21 protein-coding genes and 1 pseudogene are annotated in these 24,491 nt (G+C 59.3%); 11 read left to right on the top strand and 11 right to left on the bottom strand.

Annotated features, from left to right (window positions below):
• Positions 1-22: 22 nt before the first annotated feature.
• The 3 genes and pseudogenes from ABLV54_RS23525 to ABLV54_RS23515 all read left to right on the top strand — a co-directional run.
• Positions 23-133: pseudogene (locus tag ABLV54_RS23525) on the top strand (hypothetical protein); the annotation flags it as partial.
• 178 nt (positions 134-311) lie between these two features.
• A complete protein-coding gene (locus tag ABLV54_RS23520) occupies positions 312-497 on the top strand; it encodes a hypothetical protein (RefSeq protein WP_048297594.1) in 186 nt (61 codons plus the stop codon).
• On the top strand, positions 494-820 hold the full coding sequence (locus ABLV54_RS23515) for a CcdB family protein (protein WP_048297595.1): 327 nt from the start codon (positions 494-496) through the stop codon (positions 818-820). Before ABLV54_RS23520 ends, ABLV54_RS23515 begins: the two co-directional genes overlap by 4 nt.
• A gap of 52 nt (positions 821-872) precedes the next feature.
• Here ABLV54_RS23515 and fdnI read toward each other — a convergent pair whose 3' ends face one another.
• Genes fdnI through fdnG form a run of 3 tightly spaced genes read right to left on the bottom strand, consistent with a single transcriptional unit; the run spans position 873 to position 5,465 of the window.
• Complete coding sequence (gene fdnI, locus ABLV54_RS23510; protein WP_023289846.1) at positions 873-1,529, bottom strand: formate dehydrogenase-N subunit gamma; 657 nt, start codon at positions 1,527-1,529, stop codon at positions 873-875.
• Positions 1,522-2,406, bottom strand: a complete 885-nt coding sequence (fdxH, locus tag ABLV54_RS23505) for a formate dehydrogenase subunit beta (protein ID WP_032453008.1) — start codon at positions 2,404-2,406, stop codon at positions 1,522-1,524. Before fdxH ends, fdnI begins: the two co-directional genes overlap by 8 nt.
• An 11-nt stretch (positions 2,407-2,417) precedes the next feature.
• The gene (gene fdnG / locus ABLV54_RS23500) at positions 2,418-5,465 is read right to left on the bottom strand and encodes a formate dehydrogenase-N subunit alpha (protein WP_226566164.1); all 3,048 of its coding nucleotides are present in this window, start codon (positions 5,463-5,465) and stop codon (positions 2,418-2,420) included.
• 225 nt (positions 5,466-5,690) lie between these two features.
• On the opposite strand from fdnG, the gene yddG reads away from it, so the two are divergent.
• Positions 5,691-6,569, top strand: coding sequence for an aromatic amino acid DMT transporter YddG (gene yddG, locus ABLV54_RS23495; RefSeq protein WP_032453011.1), 879 nt, complete (start codon positions 5,691-5,693; stop codon positions 6,567-6,569).
• On the opposite strand, the gene benD is transcribed toward yddG, so the two are convergent.
• The 7 genes from benD to ABLV54_RS23460 form a co-directional block, all read right to left on the bottom strand.
• Positions 6,566-7,339, bottom strand: coding sequence for a benzoate diol dehydrogenase BenD (gene benD, locus ABLV54_RS23490; RefSeq protein ID WP_023289850.1), 774 nt, complete (start codon positions 7,337-7,339; stop codon positions 6,566-6,568). The two genes, yddG and benD, sit on opposite strands and share 4 nt — an antisense overlap.
• A gap of 9 nt (positions 7,340-7,348) precedes the next feature.
• Entirely contained in the window at positions 7,349-8,365 is a 1,017-nt protein-coding gene (benC, locus tag ABLV54_RS23485) for a benzoate 1,2-dioxygenase electron transfer component BenC (RefSeq protein ID WP_226564098.1), read from the bottom strand.
• Between the two features lie 9 nt (positions 8,366-8,374).
• Positions 8,375-8,860, bottom strand: a complete 486-nt coding sequence (gene benB / locus ABLV54_RS23480) for a benzoate 1,2-dioxygenase small subunit (protein ID WP_023289852.1) — start codon at positions 8,858-8,860, stop codon at positions 8,375-8,377.
• Positions 8,860-10,242: a Rieske 2Fe-2S domain-containing protein gene (locus tag ABLV54_RS23475; protein ID WP_348814238.1), complete on the bottom strand. Its 1,383-nt coding sequence runs from the start codon at positions 10,240-10,242 to the stop codon at positions 8,860-8,862. Before ABLV54_RS23475 ends, benB begins: the two co-directional genes overlap by 1 nt.
• A 109-nt stretch (positions 10,243-10,351) precedes the next feature.
• Complete coding sequence (gene catA / locus ABLV54_RS23470; protein WP_032453017.1) at positions 10,352-11,278, bottom strand: catechol 1,2-dioxygenase; 927 nt, start codon at positions 11,276-11,278, stop codon at positions 10,352-10,354.
• A gap of 69 nt (positions 11,279-11,347) precedes the next feature.
• Positions 11,348-11,638, bottom strand: coding sequence for a muconolactone Delta-isomerase (gene catC / locus ABLV54_RS23465; RefSeq protein ID WP_023289855.1), 291 nt, complete (start codon positions 11,636-11,638; stop codon positions 11,348-11,350).
• A gap of 19 nt (positions 11,639-11,657) precedes the next feature.
• The gene (locus tag ABLV54_RS23460) at positions 11,658-12,821 is read right to left on the bottom strand and encodes a muconate cycloisomerase family protein (protein ID WP_226564096.1); all 1,164 of its coding nucleotides are present in this window, start codon (positions 12,819-12,821) and stop codon (positions 11,658-11,660) included.
• 171 nt (positions 12,822-12,992) lie between these two features.
• Here ABLV54_RS23460 and ABLV54_RS23455 point away from each other — a divergent pair, with 171 nt between their 5' ends.
• Complete coding sequence (locus ABLV54_RS23455) at positions 12,993-13,829, top strand: IclR family transcriptional regulator C-terminal domain-containing protein (RefSeq protein WP_072198970.1); 837 nt, start codon at positions 12,993-12,995, stop codon at positions 13,827-13,829.
• Here the strand turns inward: ABLV54_RS23455 and kmrA are convergent.
• On the bottom strand, positions 13,824-15,323 hold the full coding sequence (gene kmrA / locus ABLV54_RS23450) for an efflux MFS transporter KmrA (RefSeq protein ID WP_226564094.1): 1,500 nt from the start codon (positions 15,321-15,323) through the stop codon (positions 13,824-13,826). The genes ABLV54_RS23455 and kmrA overlap by 6 nt on opposite strands.
• Before the next feature lie 119 nt (positions 15,324-15,442).
• On the opposite strand from kmrA, the gene ABLV54_RS23445 reads away from it, so the two are divergent.
• The 6 genes from ABLV54_RS23445 (at position 15,443) to narI (ending at position 24,343) form a co-directional block, all read left to right on the top strand.
• A complete protein-coding gene (locus tag ABLV54_RS23445) occupies positions 15,443-16,018 on the top strand; it encodes a TetR family transcriptional regulator (protein ID WP_226564093.1) in 576 nt (191 codons plus the stop codon).
• 175 nt (positions 16,019-16,193) lie between these two features.
• Positions 16,194-17,576 carry a NarK family nitrate/nitrite MFS transporter gene (locus tag ABLV54_RS23440; RefSeq protein ID WP_023289860.1) on the top strand — a complete coding sequence of 461 codons (1,383 nt, stop codon included), beginning with the start codon at positions 16,194-16,196 and terminating at the stop codon, positions 17,574-17,576.
• Between the two features lie 113 nt (positions 17,577-17,689).
• Positions 17,690-21,430 (top strand): nitrate reductase subunit alpha, encoded by a 3,741-nt coding sequence (locus ABLV54_RS23435; protein ID WP_226564092.1) that lies wholly within the window; start codon positions 17,690-17,692, stop codon positions 21,428-21,430.
• On the top strand, positions 21,427-22,971 hold the full coding sequence (gene narH, locus ABLV54_RS23430; RefSeq protein ID WP_023289862.1) for a nitrate reductase subunit beta: 1,545 nt from the start codon (positions 21,427-21,429) through the stop codon (positions 22,969-22,971). Before ABLV54_RS23435 ends, narH begins: the two co-directional genes overlap by 4 nt.
• A complete protein-coding gene (gene narW / locus ABLV54_RS23425) occupies positions 22,971-23,666 on the top strand; it encodes a nitrate reductase molybdenum cofactor assembly chaperone (RefSeq protein WP_032453024.1) in 696 nt (231 codons plus the stop codon). Before narH ends, narW begins: the two co-directional genes overlap by 1 nt.
• Positions 23,663-24,343: a respiratory nitrate reductase subunit gamma gene (narI, locus tag ABLV54_RS23420; RefSeq protein ID WP_226564090.1), complete on the top strand. Its 681-nt coding sequence runs from the start codon at positions 23,663-23,665 to the stop codon at positions 24,341-24,343. The genes narW and narI overlap by 4 nt, the downstream gene beginning before the upstream one ends.
• Positions 24,344-24,491 lie beyond the last annotated feature (148 nt).

Below are 24,491 nucleotides of genomic sequence, written 5' to 3'. Positions count from 1 at the left end.
AGATGCGTGATCTGATCCTTCAACTCAGCAAAAGTTCGATTTATTCAACAAAGCCGTCACGTTGCCGAAGCGCAAAATGGGCAAAATGAAACAGACCAATTTCCCCTTCCGCTTTATTCCGGAGAAGTTCTGATTATTTCCCGCCGCGCTGGTTAATGCCAGCGCCGGGTTTATTACCATAACCATGAATATTTCATGCGGTTGCTTTCCTCTGGAAGTTGTCTCGCAAAATAAATATTAAATTTACTGCTGGGATTTATTTTTTAGTGAGTAAAGAGAATAATCACGGAACCAACCGCAAGGAGCCGATGATGAAAAGTAATACGTTACGTAAAAGACCTACCGACGTACCCGTCCAGAAGGCGTCAGCGCAGGCAGGTAAGGATCTACGGGAAGCCGATAAACAGCAACAGCATAAGGAATTCATTACCGCAATGAATGACTTTATTGCAAAAGCAGGCACTCTCACGGATGATGAATTTTTCAGGGTACTATGATGCTTGAGCAATTCAATATCTATCGAAACTGTTCTGCTCAGACAAATAAAACCCTGCCGTATTATATGATCGTGCAGAATGATTATTATGCAGACCTGGCCACGAGAGTCATTATTCCATTAATGCGACCGCAACAGTTACCTCGCTGGCATCAGCATGTCACACCAAGGATAAATATAGAATTTGACAGCTTTTTACTTTGTACGCCGATGATCAGTAATTTAAATAATAAACGGATCCAGCCACAGGATTTCGTCTGCAATCTGAGTCATGCGCGCCAGGGCGTTATCGATTCAATCGATACACTGATCACGAACTGCTGACTGCCGGGAACCCGCTCCGACATATCCGGAGCGGGTTTCGCGCTGTGACGGCTTACTTCATCCCTTCGCGACTCTCTTTGATCGCCTCCAGACGTTCGACATCGCGATACCAGCGCGGGTGATGTTTCTTCGCCCAACGGCGGCTGACCTTACCTTCAATCATCCCCTTAATCGACCCCTTCACCCAGAACGCCATATACATATGGATAAGGATCGCGTGGATCAGAATAATGGCCGACGTCGCGTGAATTAACAGGCTGTAGCGAATCACCTGAATCGGGAAATAGTGGGCAAACCAGGGACGCCAGATAATCACGCCGGTCACCAGCAGCACAAAAATCATGCTCATGATGGTCCAGAACATCATCTTTTGCCCGGCGTTATATTTACCGACCCGCGCCACTTTATGCTCGTTGCCTTTCAGCACCTCCACAATGCCTTTCAGCCAGGGGATATCCTGTTTATCAGGGATGTTGTGATGGACAAAACGCACGAACATAAACATCAGGGCGATAAAAATCAGCACTCCGAAGAAGGGGTGCAGAATACGCCCCATCTGCGGGGTACCGAAGGTTTCCGTCAGCCACTGCAGGGTCGGGAAGAAAAACGAAATACCCGATAGCGCCACGAGGAAGAAAGCGATCACCACCGTCCAGTGACAGGCACGATCGATAAAGGTCGTGCGCACTATCATCTTCGATTTACTCATCATGCTCCTCCTCGTCGTCGTCAACTTCCTTATTTGGCCCGATACCGATGTAGTGATAGATAAGCCCGGCAAAGGTAGCGATAAAGCCCGCCGCCGACAGCGGCTTCAGGATCCCTTTCCACAGCTCCACCGAGGTATCAATCTTCGGCGCAGCAGGCAGCTTGTGATAAAGCTCGGGCTGGTCGGCATGATGCAGGACGTACATCACATGGGTGCCGCCGACGCCCTGCGGGTTGTAAATCCCGGCCCTGGCATAGCCGCGTTTTTTCAGCTTAGCCACCCGCTCCTCGGCCACCTCCAGCATCTCTTTCTTCGTACCGAAGTGGATCGCGCCGGTCGGACAGGTTTTCACGCACGCCGGTTCCTGACCGACGCTGACCCGGTCCACGCACAGGGTGCATTTATAGACCCGGTTATCCTCTTTATTGAGACGCGGGACGTTAAACGGACACCCGGCAATGCAGTAGCCGCAGCCGATGCAGTTTTCCTGCTGGAAATCGACGATGCCGTTGGCGTACTGAATAATCGCCCCGGCGGACGGGCAGGCCTTCAGGCAGCCCGGCTCTTCGCAGTGCATACAGCCATCCTTACGGATAAGCCACTCCAGTTTGCCGTTCTGTTCGGTCTCGCTAAAGCGCATCACCGTCCAGGATTTAGCGCTGAGATCCGCCGGGTTGTCGTACACCCCGACGCAGTGCCCCACCTCATCGCGGATGTCGTTCCACTCGGAGCAGGCCACCTGGCAGGCTTTACAGCCCACGCAGGAGGAGACATCGATAAGCTTGGCGACTTCCGCCTTATGGTCCCGCGCGCGCGGCGCGGGCGTGATCGGGTTGGTCGCGGAGCGTTTAATAATGTCTTGTGTTTCCATCGCCATTGAATCGCTCCTTACGCTTTCTCGATGTTGACCAGAAACGCCTTGTACTCCGGCGTTTGCGAGTTGGAATCGCCGACGTTCGGCGTCAGGGTGTTAGCGATATAGCCTTTGCGAGCCACGCCTTCAAAACCCCAGTGCAGCGGGATCCCGACGGTCTCCACCTGCTGGCCGTTGACGTTGAGAGTTTGCAGACGGCGCGTCACCACCGCCACCGCGCGAATAAAGCCGCGCTGGCTGCTGACTTTTACCCGGTCGCCGTTGGCGATGCCTTTCGCTTTTGCCAGCCCTTCGCTGATTTCGACAAACTGTTCCGGCTGCGCGATGGAATTGAGCAGCGCATGCTTGGTCCAGGTATGGAAGTGTTCGGTCAGACGATAGGTGGTCCCGACGTACGGGAACTTATCCTTCTTACCTAAGCGAATGGCGTCCTCTTCATACACACGCACCACCGGGCTGGAGACCACCTTCGGGTGCAGCGGGTTAGTGCCAAGCGGGGTTTCCATCGGCTCGTAGTGTTCCGGGAACGGCCCTTCCGCCAGCTTATCCAGCGCGAACAGACGACCCAGCCCCTCCTGCTGCATGATAAACGGCCCGGTGTTGCTCCCCGGCGGCGCGGTATTGAAGTCCGCAATATCATTCCCGACCCACTTGCTGCCGTTCCACTGGATCAGCATCCGCTTCGCATCCCACGGCTTGCCGTTGATGTCGGCTGACGCGCGGTTATAGAGCACCCGGCGATTGAGCGGCCACGCCCAGGCCCAGCCCAGCGTATTGCCCAGACCCGACGGGTCGGCGTTATCGCGGTTCGCCATCTGGTTGCCCTGCTCCGTCCAGCTGCCGCTGTAGATCCAGCAAGACGACGCGGTGGTGCCGTCATCGCGCAGCAGCGCGAAGCTATTGAGCAGTTGCCCTTTTTTCGCCAGCAAAGCGCCATGTTGATCGTAAAGATCCGCCAGCGCGTAGCCGTTGTTCTCTTTCGCGACCTCTTCAGACTCGGGGCGATCCGGCTGTTTATAGCGCCAGCCCATCTTCAGCAGCGGCTCAGCGCCTTTACCGCCTTCGGTGCGGTACAGTTCGCGCAGGCGATGGTAAATCCCGGCCAGGATTTCGCCATCGTTGCGCGCCTCGCCCGGCGCGTCCTGCCCTTTCCAGTGCCACTGCAGCCAGCGGCCAGAGTTAGCGATCGAACCGTCCTCTTCGGCAAAGCAGGTCGATGGCAGGCGGAAGACTTCCGTCTGAATCGTCGACGGGTCGACATCGTTCGACTCGCCGTGGTTTTGCCAGAAGGTCGAGGTTTCAGTCACCAGCGGGTCGATAACCACCATGTACTTCAGCTTGCTCAGGCTGCGAACTACCTTGTTTTTATCCGGGAACGACGCCACCGGGTTAAAGCCCTGGCAGATATAGCCGGTGACGTTGCCGTTATCCATCATGTTGAAGTACTTGATCACGTCGTAAGCCTGGTCCCACTTCGGTAACCACTCAAAGCCCCAGTCGTTCTCTTTTTGCGCCGCCTCGCCGTAGAAGGACTTCATCAGGCTGACAAAGAATTTCGGGTAGTTGCTCCAGTAGTTCACCTGGTCCGGCAGGGTCGCTTTTGGCGTGTTGGCCGTCAGATACGTCTGCAGATCCGGCTGCTTATCAGAAGGCAGCGTCAGGTAGCCCGGCAGGCTGGTGGACAGCAGGCCAAGGTCGGTCAGTCCCTGAATATTAGAGTGACCGCGCAGGGCATTCACGCCGCCGCCGGCCATGCCCATATTGCCGAGCAGCAGCTGGATCATCGCCATGGTGCGAATGTTCTGCGCGCCGACGGTGTGCTGCGTCCAGCCCAGGGCATACAGGAAAGTGGTGGTGCGATCGGCGGCGCTGGTTGAGGCCAGCACGTCGCACACCCTGAGGAAGTCCGCTTTCGGCGTACCGCAGATGTTTTCGACCACCTCCGGCGTGTAACGGGAAACGTGCTGCTTCAGCAGGTTCCACACGCAGCGCGGATGGCTGAGCGTCTCATCGCGTTTGGCGTAGCCGTTTTCATCGAACTGGTAGTTCCAGGACGATTTATCATACTGGCGTTTGTCCGCATCATAGCCGCTGAACAGCCCCTCTTCGAAGGCAAAATCATCCCGCACCAGCAGGCTGGCGTTGGTGTAGTGCTTCACGTACTCGGCATTGATTTTGTTATGTTCGATCAGGTACAGCAGGACCCCCGACAGGAAGGTAATGTCGGTACCGGAGCGAATCGGCGCATAGATATCCGCCACCGACGCCGTACGCGTAAAGCGCGGGTCGACAACGATAAGCGTGGCGTCGTTGTTGTTTTTCGCTTCCATCGCCCAGCGGAATCCCACCGGGTGGGCTTCCGCGGCGTTGCCGCCCATCACCACCACGACGTTCGCGTTTTTGATATCCACCCAGTGGTTGGTCATCGCACCGCGACCAAATGTTGGAGCAAGACTTGCTACCGTTGGTCCGTGTCAGACGCGCGCCTGGTTGTCTACCGCCAGCATGCCGAGCGAACGCACAAATTTTTGCGTCAGCATGCCGGTTTCATTACTTGCCGCCGAAGCGCACAGCATGCCGGTGGAAAGCCAGCGGTTAACCGTCACGCCCTGTTCGTTCTTTTCCATAAAGTTGGCGTCGCGGTCGGCTTTCATCAGCCGCGCGATGCGGCTGAAGGCTTCATCCCAGGAGAGTCGCTGCCATTTATCAGATCCCGGCGCGCGGTATTCCGGGTAGCGCAGGCGGTTGTCGCTGTGGACATAGTCCAGCAGGCCGGCGCCTTTCGGGCATAACGCGCCGCGGCTCACCGGATGGTCCGGATCCCCTTCAATATGGTAAATCGCTTCTTTGGCGTTTTTCGCGCCGTCGCCGAGGCTATACATTAATAGCCCGCAGCCAACGGAGCAGTAAGTGCAGGTGTTGCGGATCTCTTTCGCACGCAGCAATTTGTAGTTGCGTGCCTGAGCCAGCGCCATTTTGGGGGCAAAGCCCAGGGCGGCAGCTGTGGTTCCGGCCATACCGCCTGCGCAGATCTTAAAGAACTTTCTGCGGCTGACGTCCATTGCATTCCTCCATGCAGGATGTTGATTCATCGCGCGGAGGAAACTAACAGCAAAATCCCGGGAAAATTTGCGTCAAATCAAGGAGCAAAACCAACGCCCCCTTAATCGCCAGCCGCGGCCGTTTTCACTAATCCCTAGGGGTTACCCATGGCGGAAAATTTCGCCCCGCGGCGGTAAAAAGATGATATATATGCCGGCTGCATTTGCGTAACCCTCAGGATAAGCATGGAGAAAAAGAGAGCCACGACCATCGGCTTCGCCGCCATTATTTTATGGAGCACCATGGTCGGATTGATTCGCGGCGTCAGCGAAGGACTGGGACCGGTCGGCGGCGCGGCGATGATTTACAGCCTCAGCGGCCTGCTGCTGATTTTTACCGTCGGTTTCCCTAACCTGCGCCAGATCCCGCGCCGCTATCTGCTGGCCGGCAGCGCGCTGTTCGTCAGCTATGAAATCTGCCTCGCGCTATCCCTGGGCTATGCCGCCAGTCGTCAGCAGGCCATTGAAGTGGGGATGGTCAATTACCTGTGGCCCAGCCTGACCATCCTGTTCGCCATCCTGTTTAATGGTCAGAAAAGCAGCTGGCTGGTGATCCCCGGTTTGCTTCTCGCCCTGCTTGGCGTCGGCTGGGTGTTGGGGGGTGAGCACGGCCTGCAGCTGGACGAGATTATCAGCAACGTCATCTCCAGCCCGCTCAGCTATCTGCTGGCCTTTATCGGCGCCTTTATCTGGGCGGCCTACTGCACGGTGACGGCCAAATATGCCCGCGGCAAAAATGCCATTACCCTGTTCGTCCTGTTAACCGCGCTGACGCTGTGGCTGAAGTTTCTCGCCACGCCGCAGCCGCCGATGGTCTTCAGCTGGCCGGTCAGCATCAAGCTGCTGACGGTAGCGGTGGCGCTCGGTCTGGCCTACGCCGCGTGGAACGTGGGGATCCTCCACGGCAACGTCAGCCTGCTGGCGGCGGCCTCCTACTTCACGCCGGTGCTCTCCTCCGCGCTGGCGGCGATCCTGCTTAGCGCCGCGCTATCGTGGCCCTTCTGGCAGGGGGCCGGGATGGTGTGTCTCGGCTCCCTGCTCTGCTGGTACGCGACCCGCCGTTAGCCGAGATCCCCGCCCGCCACCGGGAGGGTCACGCCGGTGATATAGCTGGCCTCATCGCTGGCGAGGAACAGGATCGCATTCGCCTGTTCCGCCAGCGTGCCGTAGCGGTGCATCAGGCTGCTGGCCACCGTCTGATCGACCACCTGCTGATACCATACCTTCTCCTGCTCACCGGGCTGCTCGTCGTTACGCGGCGTCAGGCGCGGCGGCGCCTCCGTCCCGCCCGGCGCGACGGCATTGATGCGGATGCCGCTGCCGCTGTACTCCATGGCGATCGACCGGGTCAGCGCATTGACGCCGCCTTTCGCCGCCGAGTAAGGCACCCGGTTGACCCCCGCCGTCGCCACCGATGAGACGTTGACGATGCTGCCTTTGCCCTGCTTGAGCATCCAGGGCAGCGCCGCGCGGCAGCCCCACAGGGTGGGAAACAGCGAGCGGCGGATCTCTTTCTCAATCTGGTCCGGCTGGTATTCGGCAAACGGCCGCGCCCAGATAGTCCCCCCGACGTTATTGATTAGCACATCGATGCGGCCAAAATGCGCGACCCCGTCGGCAAACGCCTGCTCGGCGCTCGGCCACTGTTCCAGGTCCGCCTCCAGCGCCAGCACCTGACTGCCGGACTGCGCCAGGGTCGCCGCCAGCTCGCGCACCCAGGGCGCGCGATCGATGAGCAGCAGAGCCGCGCCTTCCGCAGCCGCCTGCTCCGCGGTCTGGCGGCCAATGCCCTGGGCCGCGCCGGTGATGGCGACCACTTTATCGCGAAAACGCATACTACCTCCTTATGCCGCCGCGCTCTGGCTGGCGATAAATTTCTCGTACCAGAAGCCCGCCGGGGCGATCCCTCGCTCGCGCAGCGCCGTGGCGACCGCGTTGACCATCGGCGGCGGGCCGCAAAGGTAGATATCGACCTCGCCATTATTCAGCATGGCGTCGTCAAGATGATCGGTGACAAAGCCGCGCTGCGGGCAGGCGCTGTTTTCCTCCGCCACCACCGGCAGCCAGCGAAAGTGGGTTAACTGCTGACGGAATGCCTCCAGCGCCTCGGTCTTCACCAGGTCGCCGTCGCGCGTGACGCCATACAGCAGGGTCACCGGGCGCGAGCTGTTCTGCGCCTGCAGGGTCTCGAGCATGGAGAGCAGCGGCGCCAGCCCGGTACCGCCGGCCAGCATCAGCAGCGGACGTTCGCCATGGCGCAGATAGAAGCTGCCCATCGGGCCGCTGAGGATCAGGCAATCGCCGGGCCGCGCCTGCCGGGTTAACCACTGGCTCATCATGCCGCCGGGCACGTTACGGATCAGGAAACGTCCTTCTGCCGAGCCTGGGCGGGAGCTGAAGGAATAGGCGCGAACGTGCGGCGTGCCTGGCACCTGGATGTTGACGTACTGCCCCGCCAGGAAGTCCAGCGGCTCATCGAGGGCGACCACCAGCTCGACGGCGGTATCGGACAGACAATTCACCTGCCGCACCTGCGCCCCGGTGTTCGTCAGGGCGGTTTTACACTGGGCGGCAGCCACTGGCACATCGATAACGCAGTCGCTGGTGGGCACCATCTGACAGGTCAGCACCTGGCGGGCCTGCGCTTCCTCGTCGCTTAGCGCTTCGTCGAGATACTCGTCGCCGAGAGCGTATTCCCCGCTGGCGCAGTGGCATTTGCAGGTGCCGCACACGCCGTCCGAGCAGTCCATCGGCAAATTCACCTTCTGCCGATAGGCGGCATCCAGGACTTTCTCTCCGGCATGGCATTGAATAAAGCGGGTAATACCGTCCTCAAAATTAAGAGCAATAGTGAAGGTCATAAGCGCCTCTTAAATGTGGTAAACGTCGATCACCTGACGGATATAATCGTTATTCAGGCGCACGGTTTTGCGCACGATCTGAGGTCTGCCGTCCTGCTCGGTCAGCGTGCAGCAAGTGGCGCCGAAAAAGGCGTCGGTGTGCTGATAGCGGTGGCTCCAGGTCACCCAGCTGTAACGCACCTCCAGCCCTTCATCGTTCTCCCCCAGCAGCTCGACGTTGCTGATGATATGGGTGGTTCGCGGCTCCGGCGTGCTGGCCCCTGAGCGCTCGGTTTTAATGCGGTAGACGCGATCCTCCAGCCCTTCGCGGTTGGGATAGTAGATCAGCGAAATCTCTTTTTGCGGATCGCGCGTCAGCTGGTCATCGTCGCCCCACGCCGGCATCCAGTAGACGACCTGCGGGCTGTAGCAGCTGAGCCATTCATCCCACTGACGATCATCCAGCAGACGGGCTTCGTAGTAGAGAAACTGGCGTACCTGTTCGAGGTTCAGCATCAGGCCACCTCCACGCGCTGGGTGATCGACTGGTCATAGCGTTGCTGCTCTTGTTCAATCGCCGCCAGCATCAGCGTCTGCCAGTGATGGTGATGGGCGATATACAGCGCCTCGTCCTCCGATTTCACGCCGCTTAAGCGCGGATGAAATCCGGCGTGCTGCGCATGCTCATCCGGACCGTCGACCCAGCGCAGCGCGCCGCGGCTGAGATCGCTCCACGCCAGATTTTCGCCGAGATAGCCGCGCTGACAGGCGCTGAACTCTTCGAGGTCGTCCGGGGTCCCCATCCCGCTGACGTTAAAGAAATCCTCGTACTGGCGGATGCGCAGGGCCCGCGCCTGGTCGGATTCCCCCTTCGGCGCAAAGCACCAGATAGTGACTTCGGTTTTGTCCACCGCCAGCGGACGAATGACGCGGATCTGGGTGGAGAATTGATCCATCAGATAGACGTTGGGGTACAGGCACAGGTTGCGGGTTTCGTTGACCATCTGGTCGGCGCGGAGTTCGCCGAATTCCGCCTGCAGGCGCTCACGGTGGGCATACACCGGGCGCACCTCCGGGTTCAGCGCCCGGGTCCACAGCAGCATATGGCCGTTACCAAATCCGTAGCCGCCGCCGAGGCTTTTTGACCAGCCGTTGGCGTCCACCGCATGGGTGCCTTCTGCTTCATAATTGCGCCGCGACATGGTGGAGGCATAGTTCCAGTGCACCACGCTCACGTGGTAGCCATCAGCGCCGTTCTCTGCGCCCAGCTTCCAGTTGCCCTCGTACACATAGCTCGACGATCCCTTGAGCACCTCCAGCCCCTCCGGCGCCTGGTCGACGATCAGATCGATGATTTTGCAGGTTTCCCCGAGATAGGCTTCCAGCGGCTGCACGTCGGCATTGAGGCTACCGAATAAGAAACCGCGATAGGACTGAAAACGCGGCAGCTTTTGCAGGTCGTGCGATCCTTCCTGTTTGAAGGTGTCAGGATAGCCGCCGGTGCTTTCATCTTTGGCTTTTAATAGTTTGCCATTATTGCTGAAGGTCCAGCCGTGAAACGGACAGGTAAAAGAGTTTTTATTCCCGGTTTTCCGTCGACATAACATCGCGCCGCGATGAGCACAGCTGTTAATTAACGCATGCAGCTCGTTCTTTTTATCGCGGGTAATAATGACCGGCTGACGCCCCAGCGTCAGGGTATAATAATCCCCCGGTTCGGCTATTTGGCTTTCATGGGCGAGAAACGCCCAATTACCTTCAAAGATATGCTTCATTTCAAATTCAAACAGCTGCGGGTCGGTAAATATCGAACGGTGGCAGCGGTAAATATGGTTTTCACGATCGACAATTAAGGCGTTGTTAATTTTGTCTTTAAGCGCTGATAGCGTTTTTTGCATGAGTCAGTCCCTCCTGCAGTATTCAGGATGAAAGAAACCGGGTGAATGGTTTGCTTTCAGGTGCAATGTCTGGCCCGGGCAACCGCATGCCCGGGGCCGTTACAGCAGATTACGCTTTGGCGCGCAGGCGGGCGCCGCGCTGCTCTTCGTCGGCGCTGAGCGCTTTACACAGGGTGAAATCAAAACAGACCTCAGTGTGCTCTCCCTCAAGGTCGCGCATCGCGATAGTCTCGCGGTCCGTCACTTTGATCGGGTCGGCAATCAGGCCGTCGCGGGTGGCAAAGGCAAAATCATCCCACAGGTATTTATCGCCGCTGAGGTTGATCTGGCTGGTGAGATGTTTATGCCCCGGCGCGGAGACGAAGAAGTGAATGTGCGCCGGACGGTTGCCATGGCGGCCTAACCGATCCAGCAGCTTCTGCGTCGGGCCATCCGGCGGACAGCCGTAGCCGGAAGGCAGGATGCTGCGCACGCTGTAGCGGCCATCGGCGCCGGTGCGGATCCGCCGGCGCAGGTTGTATTCGCTCTGGCTCGGGTCGAAGAAGGAGTAATTGCCGAGGGTATTGGCGTGCCAGATATCGACAATGGCGTTGGCCACCGGCCGGCCCTCGGTATCGTTGACCTGGCCATGCAGCCACATCACTTCCCCGGCGTCGGCGCCATCATCCATCCGGGCGTGGCCGTCGGCCAGCGGCGCATTAGCCACATACAGCGGCCCTTCGATGGTGCGCGGGGTGCCGGTTTCCCGGCGCGCCGCCGCGTCAATGGCGTCCTGACGCAGGTCGAGGAAATGCTCCAGACCCAGTCCCGCCGCCAGCAGCGCCGCCTCCTGACGGCCGCCCAGCGCATGCAGATAGTTCACCGCATGCCAGAACTCTTCTTCGGTGACGTTATAGTCGTCGATCAGCGTACAGATATTCTCCAGCAGACGGTGAATAATGGCTTTAAAACGTTCGTTACCGCCAGGGACATGTAAACCCGCGCCTTCACGTAATAATTTCTGCACGGCTTCTTGTTGTACGAAAGCATTACTCATCATTATTCTCTCTTATCGTTGTAGGGTATTTTCCGGGTCACCCCGGCATGAGGTCAGGTGTTATTATTATTAGCTATCGTCGTCACGAACAGACGAGGGATGACGGCACAGCGCCTCGACGCGAATATCCATAAAAGGATACAGCGGCAATCCCATTAATATTTGATGTAACTCTTCGGCATCGTTGACATCGAAAATACTGACATTGGCGTAAAGACCGGCGACGCGCCAGATATGTCGCCATTTGCCTTCCCGCTGTAATTGTTGTGAATAGGCTTTTTCGCGTTGCTTTATTTCCTCCGCTTCGGCGACGGGAAAACCAAGCGGAATATTCACGGTCATCTCCACTTTAAATAGCATGTGTTTCTCCTGTTACCCGCTACGCCTGGCGGGTGTAAAAACGCAGTTTGTCTTCATCCAGCTCGACGCCAAGACCCGGGGTTTGCGGGAGCACCACCTCGCCGTCGGCAAAGGAGAGCGGTACGCTGACGATATCGTCTTTCAGCAACAGCGGGCCGAACATCTCGGTGCCCCACTGCAGCGGCAGCGTCGACCAGGCGTGCAGCGAGGCGACAGTCCCCACGGTCCCCTCCAGCATGGTGCCGCCATACAGGCCAATCCCCGCCGCCTGGGCGACGCGAGCCAGCGCCAGTACGCTATTCGGTCCGCCGGCCTTGGCTATTTTCAGCGCGTAAGCGCCGGTAAAGCCCTGCTGCGCCAGTTGATAGCCATCGTAAGCGGTGGCTACCGCTTCGTCGGCGAGGATCGCGGTTTCAATATGCTGGCTCAACCGCACCAGCGCCGCGTTGTCGTGGGCGCTGACCGGCTGTTCGATGAGGTCGACGCCCATCGCCGCCAGCTCGCGGCAGCCTTTCGCGCCGGTCGCGGCGTCCCAGGCCTGGTTGACGTCGACGCGGATGCTGGCGCGATCCCCTAACGCTTCCACAATGGCGCGGGTATGGCGCAGGTCGGTAGCTAATTCGCGGGCGCCAATTTTCAGCTTGAATGCCCGATGGCGGCCCTCTGCTAACAATTTTTCCCCTTCGGCAATATCTTTTGCGGTATCGCCGCTGGCTAACGTCCACAGCACCGGCAAGGACGTTTGCAGCGCGCCGCCGAGCAGCGCCGACACCGGCAGGCCCAGCGCTTTGCCCTGCGCATCCAACAGCGCGGTTTCAATGGCGGACTTCGCAAAGGTGTTGCCTTTAACGGCGATGTTCATGCGGGCGGTCAGCGCATTCAGGTTATCGGCCGGTTGCCCCAGCAGCAGCGGCGTCAGGTAATGCGTTATCGCCGACGAGATAGCCTCCGGGCTCTCGACGCCATAGCTCAAGCCGCCGATGGTGGTGGCCTCGCCAATGCCGCAGATGCCGTCGGAGCGAGTAAGGCGCACGATCACCAGCGTCTGACATCCCATGGTGGTCATCGACAATTTATGTGGCCGGATGGTTGGGACATCCACAATCCAGCTCTCAATACCTTCTACGGTGGCAGTCATTTTCGCTTCCTGATGAGATGTATAACTTTTTGTACCCACATCCATAACGGGGAGGGCTGTGCCATTGACAATAGGGTTCGGTCTGGCGGGTGGTCAACGGCGATAATCGAAATGTTGTGCGATTATCGGCACGTTTGTTAAAAGGCGGTTAATAATGTGATCGCGGTGGTAAAACCGGCACAATTCAGGACGGTGCGGTTTGCGCACGGTATAGTGATGCCCCGTGAGCTTTGCAATGCAACGGAGAGGGAATCCATGCGTGACCATACCCCCACCACCCTAAGCGCCAGGCAGGCCGAGCACGATCCCAACTTTATGCTGTCTCTGGCTCGCGGGCTGGAGGTGCTTAATGCCTTTACCCCGCAGCGTCAGCGGCTGACCATTTCCCAGTTAAGCCAGAAAACGCAAATTTCCCGCGCGGCGGTACGCCGCTGCCTGTATACCCTCGCCGCGCTGGGCATGGTCCATAGCCCGGATGGCCGCCATTATGAGCTGTTGCCCCGAGTGCTGGCGGTGGGCCATGCCTATCTCGCCGGCACCCCGCTGGCGAAAGTGGCGCAGACGGCGCTGGATAGCCTCGGCAAAGCCCTCGGAGAATCCTGTTCGGCGGCAACGCTCGATGGGGATAACGTGCTCTATATCGCCCGCGCCGCGGTGAATAATTTACTGAGCGTCGATCTCGGACGCGGCAGCCGTCTGCCGGCGTGGGCGACGTCGATGGGTCGCGTATTGCTCAGCGCGCTGCCGGAGGAGCAGCTGGAGGTGACACTGTCACGCGCCGTGCTCATTCGCTACACCCCACACACCCTGTGCGATATGGCCGGGCTACGCGCGGAGATTGATCGGGTGCGCATGCAGGGCTATGCCCTCGCCGACCGCCAGATAGAGGTGGGCCTGTGCTCGCTGGCGGTGCCGGTGCTGTCGCGTCATGGCCAGGTGGTGGCCGCGCTGAATGTCGGAGTGCCGGCCGCGACGGTCAGCGCCGCGGCGTTAAAAGAGAAGGCCCTCGCCCCGCTACGTCGCGCGGCGATGGACCTGTCGCTACAGCTATAGCGCCGACGGCGGCTTCGTCGCCGTGGCGAGGCTGCGCCAGATCCCGGCGGCCAGCAGCAGAAGCATGACCCCCGCTGTCGCCAGCACCAGGCTGTGCGCCTGGGTAAAGGCCGCCTTCGCCGCCGCCATTAGCGCCTCCGCCACCCCGGCGGGCAGCGCCTGGCTCAGGCTGACCGCCTCGCCGATCGATGACGACGCCTGCTGCGCCATCGTCTCATTCAGCCCGGACGGTAGCACAATGGTGGCGCTGTAGCTGCGGGTGAGGATCAGGCCGAACAGCGCAATGCCGAGTCCGGCGCCCAGCTCATAGGCCATGGTTTCGATCGCCCCGGCCGCCGCCGCTTTCTCCTTCGGCGCCGCCGCCATAATGGCGGAGCTGGAGGCCAGCAGCGCGCTGGCGACGCTAAAGCCCAGCAGCGTCATCAGCCCCCAGGCCAGCCAGTGTTGAGTGCTGAAATCGGTCAGCGCCAGGCCCAGAAAGCTTAAGGCGCTCAGCAACATCCCGCCGGTAGCCACCTCGCGCAGTCCGAGCTTTGACACCAGCATCCCGGCAATCGGCCCGCTAAAGCCGCTGGCCACCATCACCGGCAGCATAAACATCCCCGCCTCGAACGGCGTTTTCTGATGCACAAACTGCAGCTCCTGCGCCATCAGCAGCTCAAAACCCACCAGGGTAATCAGGGCCGTCATCGCCATCATCACCCCGCTTAAAATAATGCGATGGGTGAACAGGCGCATATCCACCATCGGCCGGGGCGCCGACAACTGTTTGCGGATAAACCAGGTCAGCATCGCCGCCCCGCCGATCGCCACCAGCGCGGTGAGCCACAGCGCCAGCTGGCCCTTCAGGGCCGATTTGGCGCTAAACACCAGCATCAGGATCGCCGCAATCAAAATGAGCGCCTGCAGCAGGTTCAGCGGCTGGTCGCGGCGCGCGGGCTGGCGCGGCACCACTTTCGCGTTAATGGCGATAACCACCAGCACAATCGGCACGTTGATCAGGAACACCGATCCCCAGTAGAAATGCTCCAGCAGCATGCCGCCCACCAGCGGGCCAAAGGCCGCGCCGCCTGAGCCCACCGCCGCCCACAGCCCCAGCGCCATATTGCGCTGGCTGGCCTCGGCGAAGGTGCTGCGGATCCCGGCAAGCGTCGCCGGAACGATCATCGCCGCCCCCACCGCCAGCAGGGCGCGGGAGGCAATCAGCGTCAGGGCCGTCGGCGACAGCGCGGCGCACAGCGAGGCGACGCCAAAAATAGCGCTGCCGAGCAGCAGCAGACGTTTAAAGCCGATTTTATCGCCAAGGGCGCCCATCGGCAGCACCATCCCGGCCATCACCAATGAATAGATATCAATGATCCACAACAGCTCATTGCCGCTGCTGCCCAGCGCGACGCTGAGGGTCGGCGCGGCCACATGCAACACCGTGGCGTCAATCGCCACCGGAATATAAACCAGCAAAATCGCCATCAGCGTCATCCATTGCCGTGACATAGCGTGTACCTCAATGTCAGAACTTGGACACATGTCCAGGATGGCGATCCTGCCGGATTGTTGAACGCATGTCCAACTTTTTGTTACACTCGGCCAAAGCCAGATATCAGCGGGGTTCTATGCACTATTTACAGCGGGATGAGCGACGGGAAGGAATTATGCAGGCCGCCATGCGTCTGGCGCTGCGCGGCGGCTTCAGCGCCATGACCGTGCGGCAGATCGCCCGCGAGGCGCAGGTGGCCGCCGGACAACTGCACCACCACTTCGCATCCATCGGCGAGCTGAAGTCCCAGGTGTTCATCCGTCTTATCCGCGAGATGCTCGACATGCCGCTGGTGGCGGAGGATGCCAGCTGGCGCGAGCGGTTATTCTCGATGATCGGCAGCGAGGATGGCCGGCTGGAACCCTATATCCGCCTGTGGCGGGAAGGCCAGGTGCTGGCCGACAGCGACCCGGACATCAAAGCGGCCTACCTGCTGACCATGACCATGTGGCATGCCGAGACCGTGGCGATCGTGGAACAGGGTCTCGCCTGCGGAGAGTTTCACTCGACCGAGTCGCCGGTGGATATCGCCTGGCGTTTTATCGCCCTGGTGTGCGGCCTCGACGGAATTTACGCCCTCGGCACCCAAACCCTGGACGAGACGGCGTTTAGCCGTTACGTCAATAAGATGATTACGCTGGAGTTATTTTAGTTAAATTTTACATTTAGTAACAATTAATCCCGCTACGCTCTCCACGTGCTCTCCGACAGCACGTTTTTTTTATCTACGCTTTTTAGATAACGCCAATTAAGGGTTATTCACCGTCACCTTGTATTCAGCTGTTGACCTTATTTATTTACTCCATTCCGGGCAATTAGAGGGCAATATGTCGGTACAAAATGAGAAAGATAATCATTACCTTTTGAAAAACTGGCGGCCAGAAAATAAGGCCTTCTGGGAAAACAAGGGTCAGGCCATTGCGAGAAGAAACCTCTGGATATCAGTCACCTGCTTACTACTTGCCTTCTGCGTATGGATGTTATTCAGCGCCGTGGCGGTCAACCTTAATAAGGTCGGTTTTCATTTCACTACCGACCAGCTTTTTTTATTAACCGCACTTCCTTCACTTTCCGGCGCGATATTACGGGTCCCCTACTCCTTTATGGTACCCCTCTTCGGCGGGCGCTACTGGACCGTATTAAGTACAGTGATCCTAATTGTGCCTTGTATTTGGTTAGGCGTGGCGATCCAGAATAGCGCTACTCCATTCTGGGTATTTATTGTTATTGCGCTGCTGTGCGGTTTTGCCGGGGCTAATTTTGCTTCCAGTATGGGAAATATCAGTTTCTTTTTTCCCAAAGCCAAACAGGGCAGCGCGCTGGGGGTCAACGGCGGCCTGGGCAATCTCGGGGTCAGTGTGATGCAGATGGTCGCCCCGGCGGTGATCTTCCTGCCGATCTTCACCTTCCTCGGCGTCCATGGCGTCACCCAGCCCGATGGCTCGACCATGGCCCTGAGTAATGCGGCGCTCGTCTGGGTACCCCTCCTGCTGCTTGCCACCGCTGCCGCCTGGTTCGGTATGAATGATATCGCCAGTTCGAAGGCCTCGATTCGCGATCAGCTTCCCGTACTCAAGCGCCCGCATATGTGGCTGTTGAGCCTGCTCTATCTGGCGACTTTCGGCTCATTTATCGGCTTCTCCGCCGGCTTCGCCATGCTGGCGAAAACCCAGTTTCCTGCGGTCGACATTCTCAAGCTGGCTTTCTTTGGGCCGTTTATTGGCGCGCTGGCGCGCTCATTCGGCGGGATCATCTCCGACCGTCTGGGCGGTGTGCGGGTGACGCTGGTCAATTTCGTGCTGATGGCGCTCTTTACCGGTCTGCTGTTCCTCACCCTGCCGGGCAGCGGATCCGGCAGCTTCCTCGCCTTCTACGTGGTGTTTATGGGGCTGTTCTTAACCGCCGGGCTCGGCAGCGGCTCCACCTTCCAGATGATCGCCGTCATCTTCCGTCAGCTCACCATCGAGAGCGTGAGGCAGCGCGGCGGCAGCGAAGAAGAAGCGCAGCATGAAGCCGTGACCGATACCGCTGCCGCGCTGGGCTTTATCTCGGCAATTGGCGCCATCGGCGGCTTCTTTATCCCGAAAGCCTTCGGCACCTCGCTGGCGATGACCGGTTCGCCGGTCGGGGCGATGAAGGTCTTCTTCGTTTTTTACGTGGTTTGCGTATTGGTGACCTGGCTGGTCTACGGCCGTCGTAAACCCGCTTAACTATAACGATTTATCTGCCGGATGGCGGCTTCCGCCTTATCCGGCGTACGCGTTCGTTCGCTCATCCGGCCGGGTGGCACGATGCCGGACATCATCGGAGCAGGAGAAATGTCATGAGTAAACTACTGGATCGCTTTCGCTACTTTAAGCAGAAAGGCGAAACCTTTGCCAACGGCCACGGTCAGGTCTACAACAACAACCGTGACTGGGAAGACAGCTACCGTCAACGCTGGCAGTTCGACAAAATTGTCCGCTCCACCCACGGCGTGAATTGCACCGGCTCCTGCAGCTGGAAAATTTATGTCAAAAACGGTCTGGTGACCTGGGAAACCCAGCAGACCGATTATCCGCGTACCCGCCCGGATCTGCCGAACCATGAACCACGCGGCTGCCCGCGAGGCGCCAGCTACTCCTGGTATCTCTATAGCGCCAACCGTCTGAAGTACCCGCTGGCGCGTAAACGGCTGATTGCGTTGTGGCGCGAAGCACTGGCTGAGTTTCCCGACCCGGTGCAGGCCTGGGATAGCATCATGCAGGATCCGGCCAAAACCACCAGCTATAAAGCGGCGCGCGGCAAAGGCGGCTTTGTCCGCTCCAGCTGGAAAGAGCTGAATCAGCTCATCGCCGCCGCCAACGTCTGGACCATCAAACACTACGGCCCGGACCGTGTCGCCGGGTTCTCGCCGATCCCGGCGATGTCGATGGTCTCCTACGCGGCGGGTACCCGCTATTTATCCCTTATCGGCGGCACCTGCCTCAGCTTCTACGACTGGTACTGCGATCTGCCCCCGGCCTCGCCAATGACCTGGGGCGAGCAGACCGACGTGCCGGAATCCGCCGACTGGTACAACGCCAGCTACATTATCGCCTGGGGCTCCAACGTGCCGCAGACCCGGACCCCGGATGCCCACTTCTTCACCGAAGTACGCTACAAAGGCACCAAAACCATCGCCATCACCCCGGACTATTCGGAAGTGGCCAAACTGTGCGACCACTGGCTGGCGCCGAAGCAAGGTACCGACAGCGCGCTGGCGATGGCCATGGGCCACGTCATCCTCAAAGCCTTCCACCTTGATAACCCGAGCGATTACTTTCTTAACTACTGCCGCACCTATACCGACATGCCGATGCTGGTGATGCTTGAGCCGCGCGACGATGGCAGCTATGTGCCAGGCCGCATGCTGCGCGCCTCCGACCTGCTGGATGGACTGGGCGAAACGAATAACCCGGAATGGAAAACCGTCGCCTGCACCGCCGACGGCGAACTGGTGGCGCCAAACGGTTCCATCGGCTTTCGCTGGGGCGAAAAAGGGAAATGGAATCTCGAACCGCTGGCTGACGGCAAAACGGTGGAGCTCACGCTGTCTCTGCTGGATATTCGCGACAGCGTGGCGTCAGTCGCCTTCCCCTACTTCGGCGGCAATGAAAACCCGCATTTCCGCAGCGTGCCGCAGGCACCGGTAACCCTTCATCCGCTCCCGGTGAAACAGCTGACGCTGGCCAGTGGCGAAAGCGGCCTGGTGGTCAGCGTATATGACCTGATTCTGGCTAACTACGGCCTGGACCGAGGGCTTGATGATGTCAATGCGGCGAAAGATTTCGCCGAGGTTAAAGCCTATACCCCGGCGTGGGCGGAGCAGATCACCGGCGTGCCGCGCCAGCATATCGAACAAATCGCCCGCGAGTTCGCCGATACGGCGCATAAAACCCATGGCCGTTCGATGATTATCCTCGGCGCCGGGGTAAACCACTGGTACCACATGGATATGAACTACCGGGGGATGATTAACCTGCTGGTGTTCTGCGGCTGCGTCGGCCAGAGCGGCGGCGGCTGGTCGCACTATGTCGGCCAGGAGAAGCTGCGCCCACAGACCGGCTGGCTGCCGCTGGCGTTCGCGCTGGACTGGAACCGCCCGCCGCGGCAAATGAACAGCACCTCCTATTTCTACAATCACGCCAGCCAGTGGCGCTATGAAAAACTGACCGCGCAGGAGCTGTTGTCGCCGCTGGCCGACGCCAGCAAATTTAGCGGCAGCCTTATCGACTTCAACGTCCGCGCGGAACGGATGGGCTGGTTGCCTTCTGCGCCACAGCTCAACGTCAACCCGCTGAACATCAAGCAGCAGGCCGAGGCCGCCGGGCTATCGCCCTCGGAGTTCACGGTGCGGTCGCTAAAATCCGGCGAGATCCGCTTTGCCGCCGAGCAGCCGGACAGCGGTAAAAACCATCCGCGGAACCTGTTTATCTGGCGCTCTAACCTGCTGGGATCGTCCGGTAAGGGGCATGAGTACATGTTGAAGTACCTGCTCGGGACCGACAGCGGTATTCAGGGGGATGAACTGGGCGCCAGCGATGAGGTGAAACCTGAGGAAGTCGAGTGGCAGACGGCGGCTATCGAGGGCAAACTCGACCTGCTGGTGACGCTGGATTTCCGCATGTCCAGTACCTGTCTCTTTTCCGATATTGTTCTACCGACCGCCACCTGGTACGAAAAAGACGATATGAACACCTCGGATATGCATCCGTTTATCCACCCGCTTTCCGCCGCCGTCGACCCGGCGTGGGAGGCAAAGAGCGACTGGGAGATTTACAAAGATATCGCCAAATCCTTCTCGCAGGTCTGCGTCGGCCATCTCGGGAAAGAGACCGACGTGGTGCTGGTCCCGCTGCAGCATGACTCTCCGGCTGAGCTGGCGCAGCCGTTCGAGGTGCTTGACTGGCGCAAGGGCGAATGCGATCTGATCCCCGGGAAAACCGCTCCGTCGATTGCCCTGGTGGAGCGCGACTATCCCGCCACCTGGGAACGCTTCACCTCTCTCGGGCCGCTGCTCGATAAGCTTGGCAACGGCGGAAAAGGCATCTCGTGGAATACGCAAAGCGAAGTCGATTTCCTCGGCAAGCTTAACTACCTCAAGCAGGACGGTCCGGCCAAAGGCCGGCCGCGGATCGACAGCGCCATTGACGCCTCCGAAGTTATTCTCAGCCTCGCGCCGGAAACCAACGGCCAGGTGGCGGTGAAAGCCTGGCAGGCGCTGGGAGAATTTACCGGTCGCGACCACACTCATCTGGCGCTGAATAAAGAGGATGAGAAGATCCGCTTCCGCGATATTCAGGCGCAGCCGCGCAAGATCATCTCCAGCCCAACGTGGTCCGGACTGGAAAGCGAGCACGTCTCCTACAACGCCGGTTATACCAATGTGCACGAACTGATCCCGTGGCGCACCCTCTCCGGGCGGCAACAGCTGTATCAGGACCATCCGTGGATGCGGGCTTTCGGCGAAAGCCTGGTGGCTTATCGCCCGCCCATTGATACCCGCAGCGTCAGCCAGATGAAGGCCGTGCCGCCGAACGGTTTTCCGGAGAAAGCGCTGAACTTCCTGACCCCGCACCAGAAATGGGGGATCCACTCCACATACAGCGAAAACCTGCTGATGCTGACGCTGTCGCGCGGCGGGCCGATCGTCTGGCTCAGTGAAACTGACGCCAGAGAGCTGGGCATTGAAGATAACGACTGGATCGAAGCGTTCAACGCCAACGGCGCCCTCACCGCCCGGGCGGTGGTGAGCCAGCGCGTGCCGCCGGGGATGACCATGATGTATCACGCTCAGGAGCGGATTATGAATATCCCGGGTTCGGAAGTGACCGGCCGCCGCGGCGGCATTCATAACTCCGTCACCCGCGTCTGTCCGAAGCCGACGCACATGATCGGCGGCTACGCCCAGCTGGCCTATGGCTTTAACTACTACGGCACCGTCGGCTCCAACCGCGACGAGTTCATCATGATCCGCAAAATGAAAAATATTGCCTGGCTGGATGACGAAGGTCGCGATCAGGTACAGGAGGCGAAAAAATGAAAATCCGTTCTCAGGTTGGAATGGTGCTGAATCTGGACAAATGCATCGGCTGTCACACCTGCTCGGTCACCTGTAAAAACGTCTGGAGCAGCCGGGAGGGCATGGAGTACGCGTGGTTCAATAATGTGGAAACCAAACCGGGCATTGGCTACCCAAAAAACTGGGAAGACCAGGAGCAGTGGCAAGGCGGCTGGATCCGCGGCATCAGCGGTAAACTGACGCCCCGCCTCGGCAATCGGGTTAGCGTGCTGTCGAAGATATTCGCCAACCCGGTGCTGCCAGCGATTGACGATTACTACGAACCTTTCACCTACGATTACCAGCATCTGCACAACGCGCCGGAGGGAAAATATCTGCCTACCGCCCGCCCACGCTCGCTGATCAGCGGCGAGCGGATGGATAAAATTGACTGGGGCCCGAACTGGGAGGAACTGCTCGGCGGCGAGTTCGAGAAACGCGCCCGCGACCGTAACTTCGAAGCCATGCAGAAAGAGATGTACGGCCAGTTCGAAAACACCTTTATGATGTACCTCCCGCGCCTGTGCGAGCACTGCCTCAACCCGAGCTGCGTGGCCACCTGCCCGAGCGGCGCCATCTACAAGCGTGAGGAAGATGGCATCGTGCTGATAGACCAGGACAAATGCCGCGGCTGGCGGATGTGCATCAGCGGCTGTCCATATAAAAAAATCTACTTTAACTGGAAGAGCGGTAAGTCGGAAAAATGCATCTTCTGCTATCCGCGCATTGAGTCCGGGCAGCCAACGGTGTGCTCCGAAACCTGCGTCGGGCGCATCCGCTATCTCGGCGTCTTGCTGTATGACGCCGACCGTATCGAAGAAGCTGCCAGCGCCGAGCATGAAACCGACCTCTATGAGCGCCAGTGCGAGGTATTCCTTAATCCAAACGATCCGGCGGTCATCGAGGAAGCGTTAAAACAAGGCATCCCCCACAATGTCATTGAGGCGGCGCAGAAATCGCCGGTCTATAAGCTGGCGATGGACTGGAAACTGGCCCTGCCGCTGCATCCGGAGTATCGCACCCTGCCGATGGTCTGGTATGTGCCGCCCCTGTCGCCGATCCAGTCGGTTGCCGACGCCGGCGGCCTGCCGAACAACGGCGCCATCCTGCCGGCGGTTGAGAGCCTGCGCATTCCGGTCCAGTACCTGGCGAACCTGTTGAGCGCCGGGGATACCGGACCGGTATTGCGCGCGCTGAAACGGATGATGGCGATGCGCCACTACAAGCGCTCGCAAACCGTCGAGGGCGTGACCGATACCCGGGCAATTGAAGAGGTGGGACTCAGCGTTGAGCAGGTCGAAGAGATGTATCGCTATCTGGCGATCGCCAACTACGAAGACCGCTTCGTGATCCCCACCAGCCATCGCGAACTGGCGGAGGACGCCTTCCCGGAACGCAACGGCTGCGGCTTTACCTTCGGCGACGGCTGTCACGGGTCAGATACGAAATTCAACCTGTTTAACAGCCGGCGGATTGACGCCATCGACGTCAGCGGCGTGCGTAAGCATGGGGAGGGAGAGTGATGCGGATCCTGAAAGTGCTCGGTCTGCTGCTGGAGTATCCCGACGAGGTGCTGTGGGAGAACCGCGACGAAGCCCTGGCGCTGGTCAGCGCCGATATCCCTTCACTGACGCCCTTTGTCGGGGAGCTGCTGGCGGCGCCGCTGTTGGATCGCCAGGCCGACTGGTGCGAGGTGTTCGAGCGAGGGCGCGCCACCTCGCTGCTGCTGTTTGAACATGTGCATGCTGAGTCCCGCGACCGTGGCCAGGCGATGGTGGACCTGATGAATCAGTATCAGCAGGCAGGTCTGCTGATCGATTGCCGTGAACTGCCCGACTATCTGCCGCTGTATCTGGAGTATCTCAGTATTTTACCCCTCGCCGACGCCCGCGAAGGGCTGCAGAATATCGCGCCGATTCTGGCGCTGATCGGCGGCCGCCTGAAGCAACGAGAATGCTCGTATTATCAACTGTTTGACGCTCTGCTGGAACTGGCAAAAAGCCCGCTCACCAGTGACAGTGTCACCAAACAGGTGGCGGGAGAAAAGCGCGACGATACCTGTCAGGCGCTGGACGAAGTGTGGGAAGAAGAGCAGGTGAAGTTTATTGAAGATAATGCGACCGCTTGCGACAGCTCGCCTATGCAAGCTTATCAACGACGCTTTAGCCAGGATGTGGCGCCGCTGTACGTCGACATCCGCGCCGGAGGCCCGAAATGATCCAGTATCTGAACGTCTTCTTTTACGATATCTACCCTTACCTTTGCGGCGCCGTGTTTCTGCTCGGCAGCTGGCTACGCTACGACTATGGGCAGTATACCTGGCGCGCGTCATCCAGCCAGATGCTGGATAAACGCGGGATGGTGCTATGGTCGAACTTGTTTCATATCGGCATTCTCGGCATTTTTTTCGGCCATCTCTTTGGCATGCTGACCCCGCACTGGGTCTACTCGTGGTTCCTGCCAATGTCGCAGAAGCAGCTAATGGCAATGATCCTCGGCGGCGTGTGCGGGGTGCTCACCCTGGTGGGCGGCATCGGCTTGCTGGCGCGCCGCCTGACCAACCCGCGCATTCGCGCCACCTCCACCAAGGCAGATATTTTGATCCTGTGCATTTTGCTGATTCAGTGCGCGCTGGGGCTGACGACGATCCCCTTCTCCGCCCAGCATCCGGACGGCAGCGAAATGCTCAAGCTGGTGGACTGGGCGCAGGCGGTGGTCACCTTCCACGGCGGTGCCTCGGCGCATCTGGACGGCGTGGCCTGGATTTACCGCGTCCACCTGGTGCTGGGGATGACCATCTTCCTGATCTTCCCGTTCACCCGTCTGGTTCACGTCTGGAGCGCGCCGGTGGAGTATTTCACCCGCCGCTACCAGGTGGTGCGCTCCCGACGCTGAGCGCTGGCGGCTGTTATCATTCATCCTAACCGGTAGCCCGGACGCGGCTTTCGCGCGAGTCCGGGTAGTTATCGACCCGGCTCCAGCCGTTATGCCGGGTGGCGGCTGTCGCCTTACCCGGCCTACAGGGCCCTCTCACAGGCTCATA

The sequence above is a fragment of the Klebsiella sp. JB_Kp042 genome (assembly GCF_040065275.1).
Lineage (GTDB): Bacteria > Pseudomonadota > Gammaproteobacteria > Enterobacterales > Enterobacteriaceae > Klebsiella > Klebsiella quasipneumoniae.
This window is presented reverse-complemented; position numbering and strand designations above follow the sequence as displayed.

What these genes read in the sequence shown, in the direction of transcription:
- ABLV54_RS23435 (WP_226564092.1), top strand. Translation starts at nt 17,690, where the DNA reads ATGAGTAAACTACTGGATCGCTTTCGCTACTTTAAGCAGAAAGGCGAA.
- benB (WP_023289852.1), bottom strand. Translation starts at nt 8,860, where the DNA reads ATGCTGAACCTCGAACAGGTACGCCAGTTTCTCTACTACGAAGCCCGT.
- ABLV54_RS23460 (WP_226564096.1), bottom strand. Translation starts at nt 12,821, where the DNA reads ATGGATGTGGGTACAAAAAGTTATACATCTCATCAGGAAGCGAAAATG.
- benD (WP_023289850.1), bottom strand. Translation starts at nt 7,339, where the DNA reads ATGCGTTTTCGCGATAAAGTGGTCGCCATCACCGGCGCGGCCCAGGGC.
- ABLV54_RS23445 (WP_226564093.1), top strand. Translation starts at nt 15,443, where the DNA reads ATGCACTATTTACAGCGGGATGAGCGACGGGAAGGAATTATGCAGGCC.
- catA (WP_032453017.1), bottom strand. Translation starts at nt 11,278, where the DNA reads ATGAGTAATGCTTTCGTACAACAAGAAGCCGTGCAGAAATTATTACGT.
- ABLV54_RS23515 (WP_048297595.1), top strand. Translation starts at nt 494, where the DNA reads ATGATGCTTGAGCAATTCAATATCTATCGAAACTGTTCTGCTCAGACA.
- ABLV54_RS23455 (WP_072198970.1), top strand. Translation starts at nt 12,993, where the DNA reads ATGCCCCGTGAGCTTTGCAATGCAACGGAGAGGGAATCCATGCGTGAC.
- ABLV54_RS23475 (WP_348814238.1), bottom strand. Translation starts at nt 10,242, where the DNA reads ATGCAAAAAACGCTATCAGCGCTTAAAGACAAAATTAACAACGCCTTA.
- benC (WP_226564098.1), bottom strand. Translation starts at nt 8,365, where the DNA reads ATGACCTTCACTATTGCTCTTAATTTTGAGGACGGTATTACCCGCTTT.
- narW (WP_032453024.1), top strand. Translation starts at nt 22,971, where the DNA reads ATGCGGATCCTGAAAGTGCTCGGTCTGCTGCTGGAGTATCCCGACGAG.
- narI (WP_226564090.1), top strand. Translation starts at nt 23,663, where the DNA reads ATGATCCAGTATCTGAACGTCTTCTTTTACGATATCTACCCTTACCTT.
- fdnI (WP_023289846.1), bottom strand. Translation starts at nt 1,529, where the DNA reads ATGAGTAAATCGAAGATGATAGTGCGCACGACCTTTATCGATCGTGCC.
- ABLV54_RS23440 (WP_023289860.1), top strand. Translation starts at nt 16,194, where the DNA reads ATGTCGGTACAAAATGAGAAAGATAATCATTACCTTTTGAAAAACTGG.
- fdxH (WP_032453008.1), bottom strand. Translation starts at nt 2,406, where the DNA reads ATGGCGATGGAAACACAAGACATTATTAAACGCTCCGCGACCAACCCG.
- kmrA (WP_226564094.1), bottom strand. Translation starts at nt 15,323, where the DNA reads ATGTCACGGCAATGGATGACGCTGATGGCGATTTTGCTGGTTTATATT.
- narH (WP_023289862.1), top strand. Translation starts at nt 21,427, where the DNA reads ATGAAAATCCGTTCTCAGGTTGGAATGGTGCTGAATCTGGACAAATGC.
- yddG (WP_032453011.1), top strand. Translation starts at nt 5,691, where the DNA reads ATGGAGAAAAAGAGAGCCACGACCATCGGCTTCGCCGCCATTATTTTA.
- ABLV54_RS23520 (WP_048297594.1), top strand. Translation starts at nt 312, where the DNA reads ATGAAAAGTAATACGTTACGTAAAAGACCTACCGACGTACCCGTCCAG.
- catC (WP_023289855.1), bottom strand. Translation starts at nt 11,638, where the DNA reads ATGCTATTTAAAGTGGAGATGACCGTGAATATTCCGCTTGGTTTTCCC.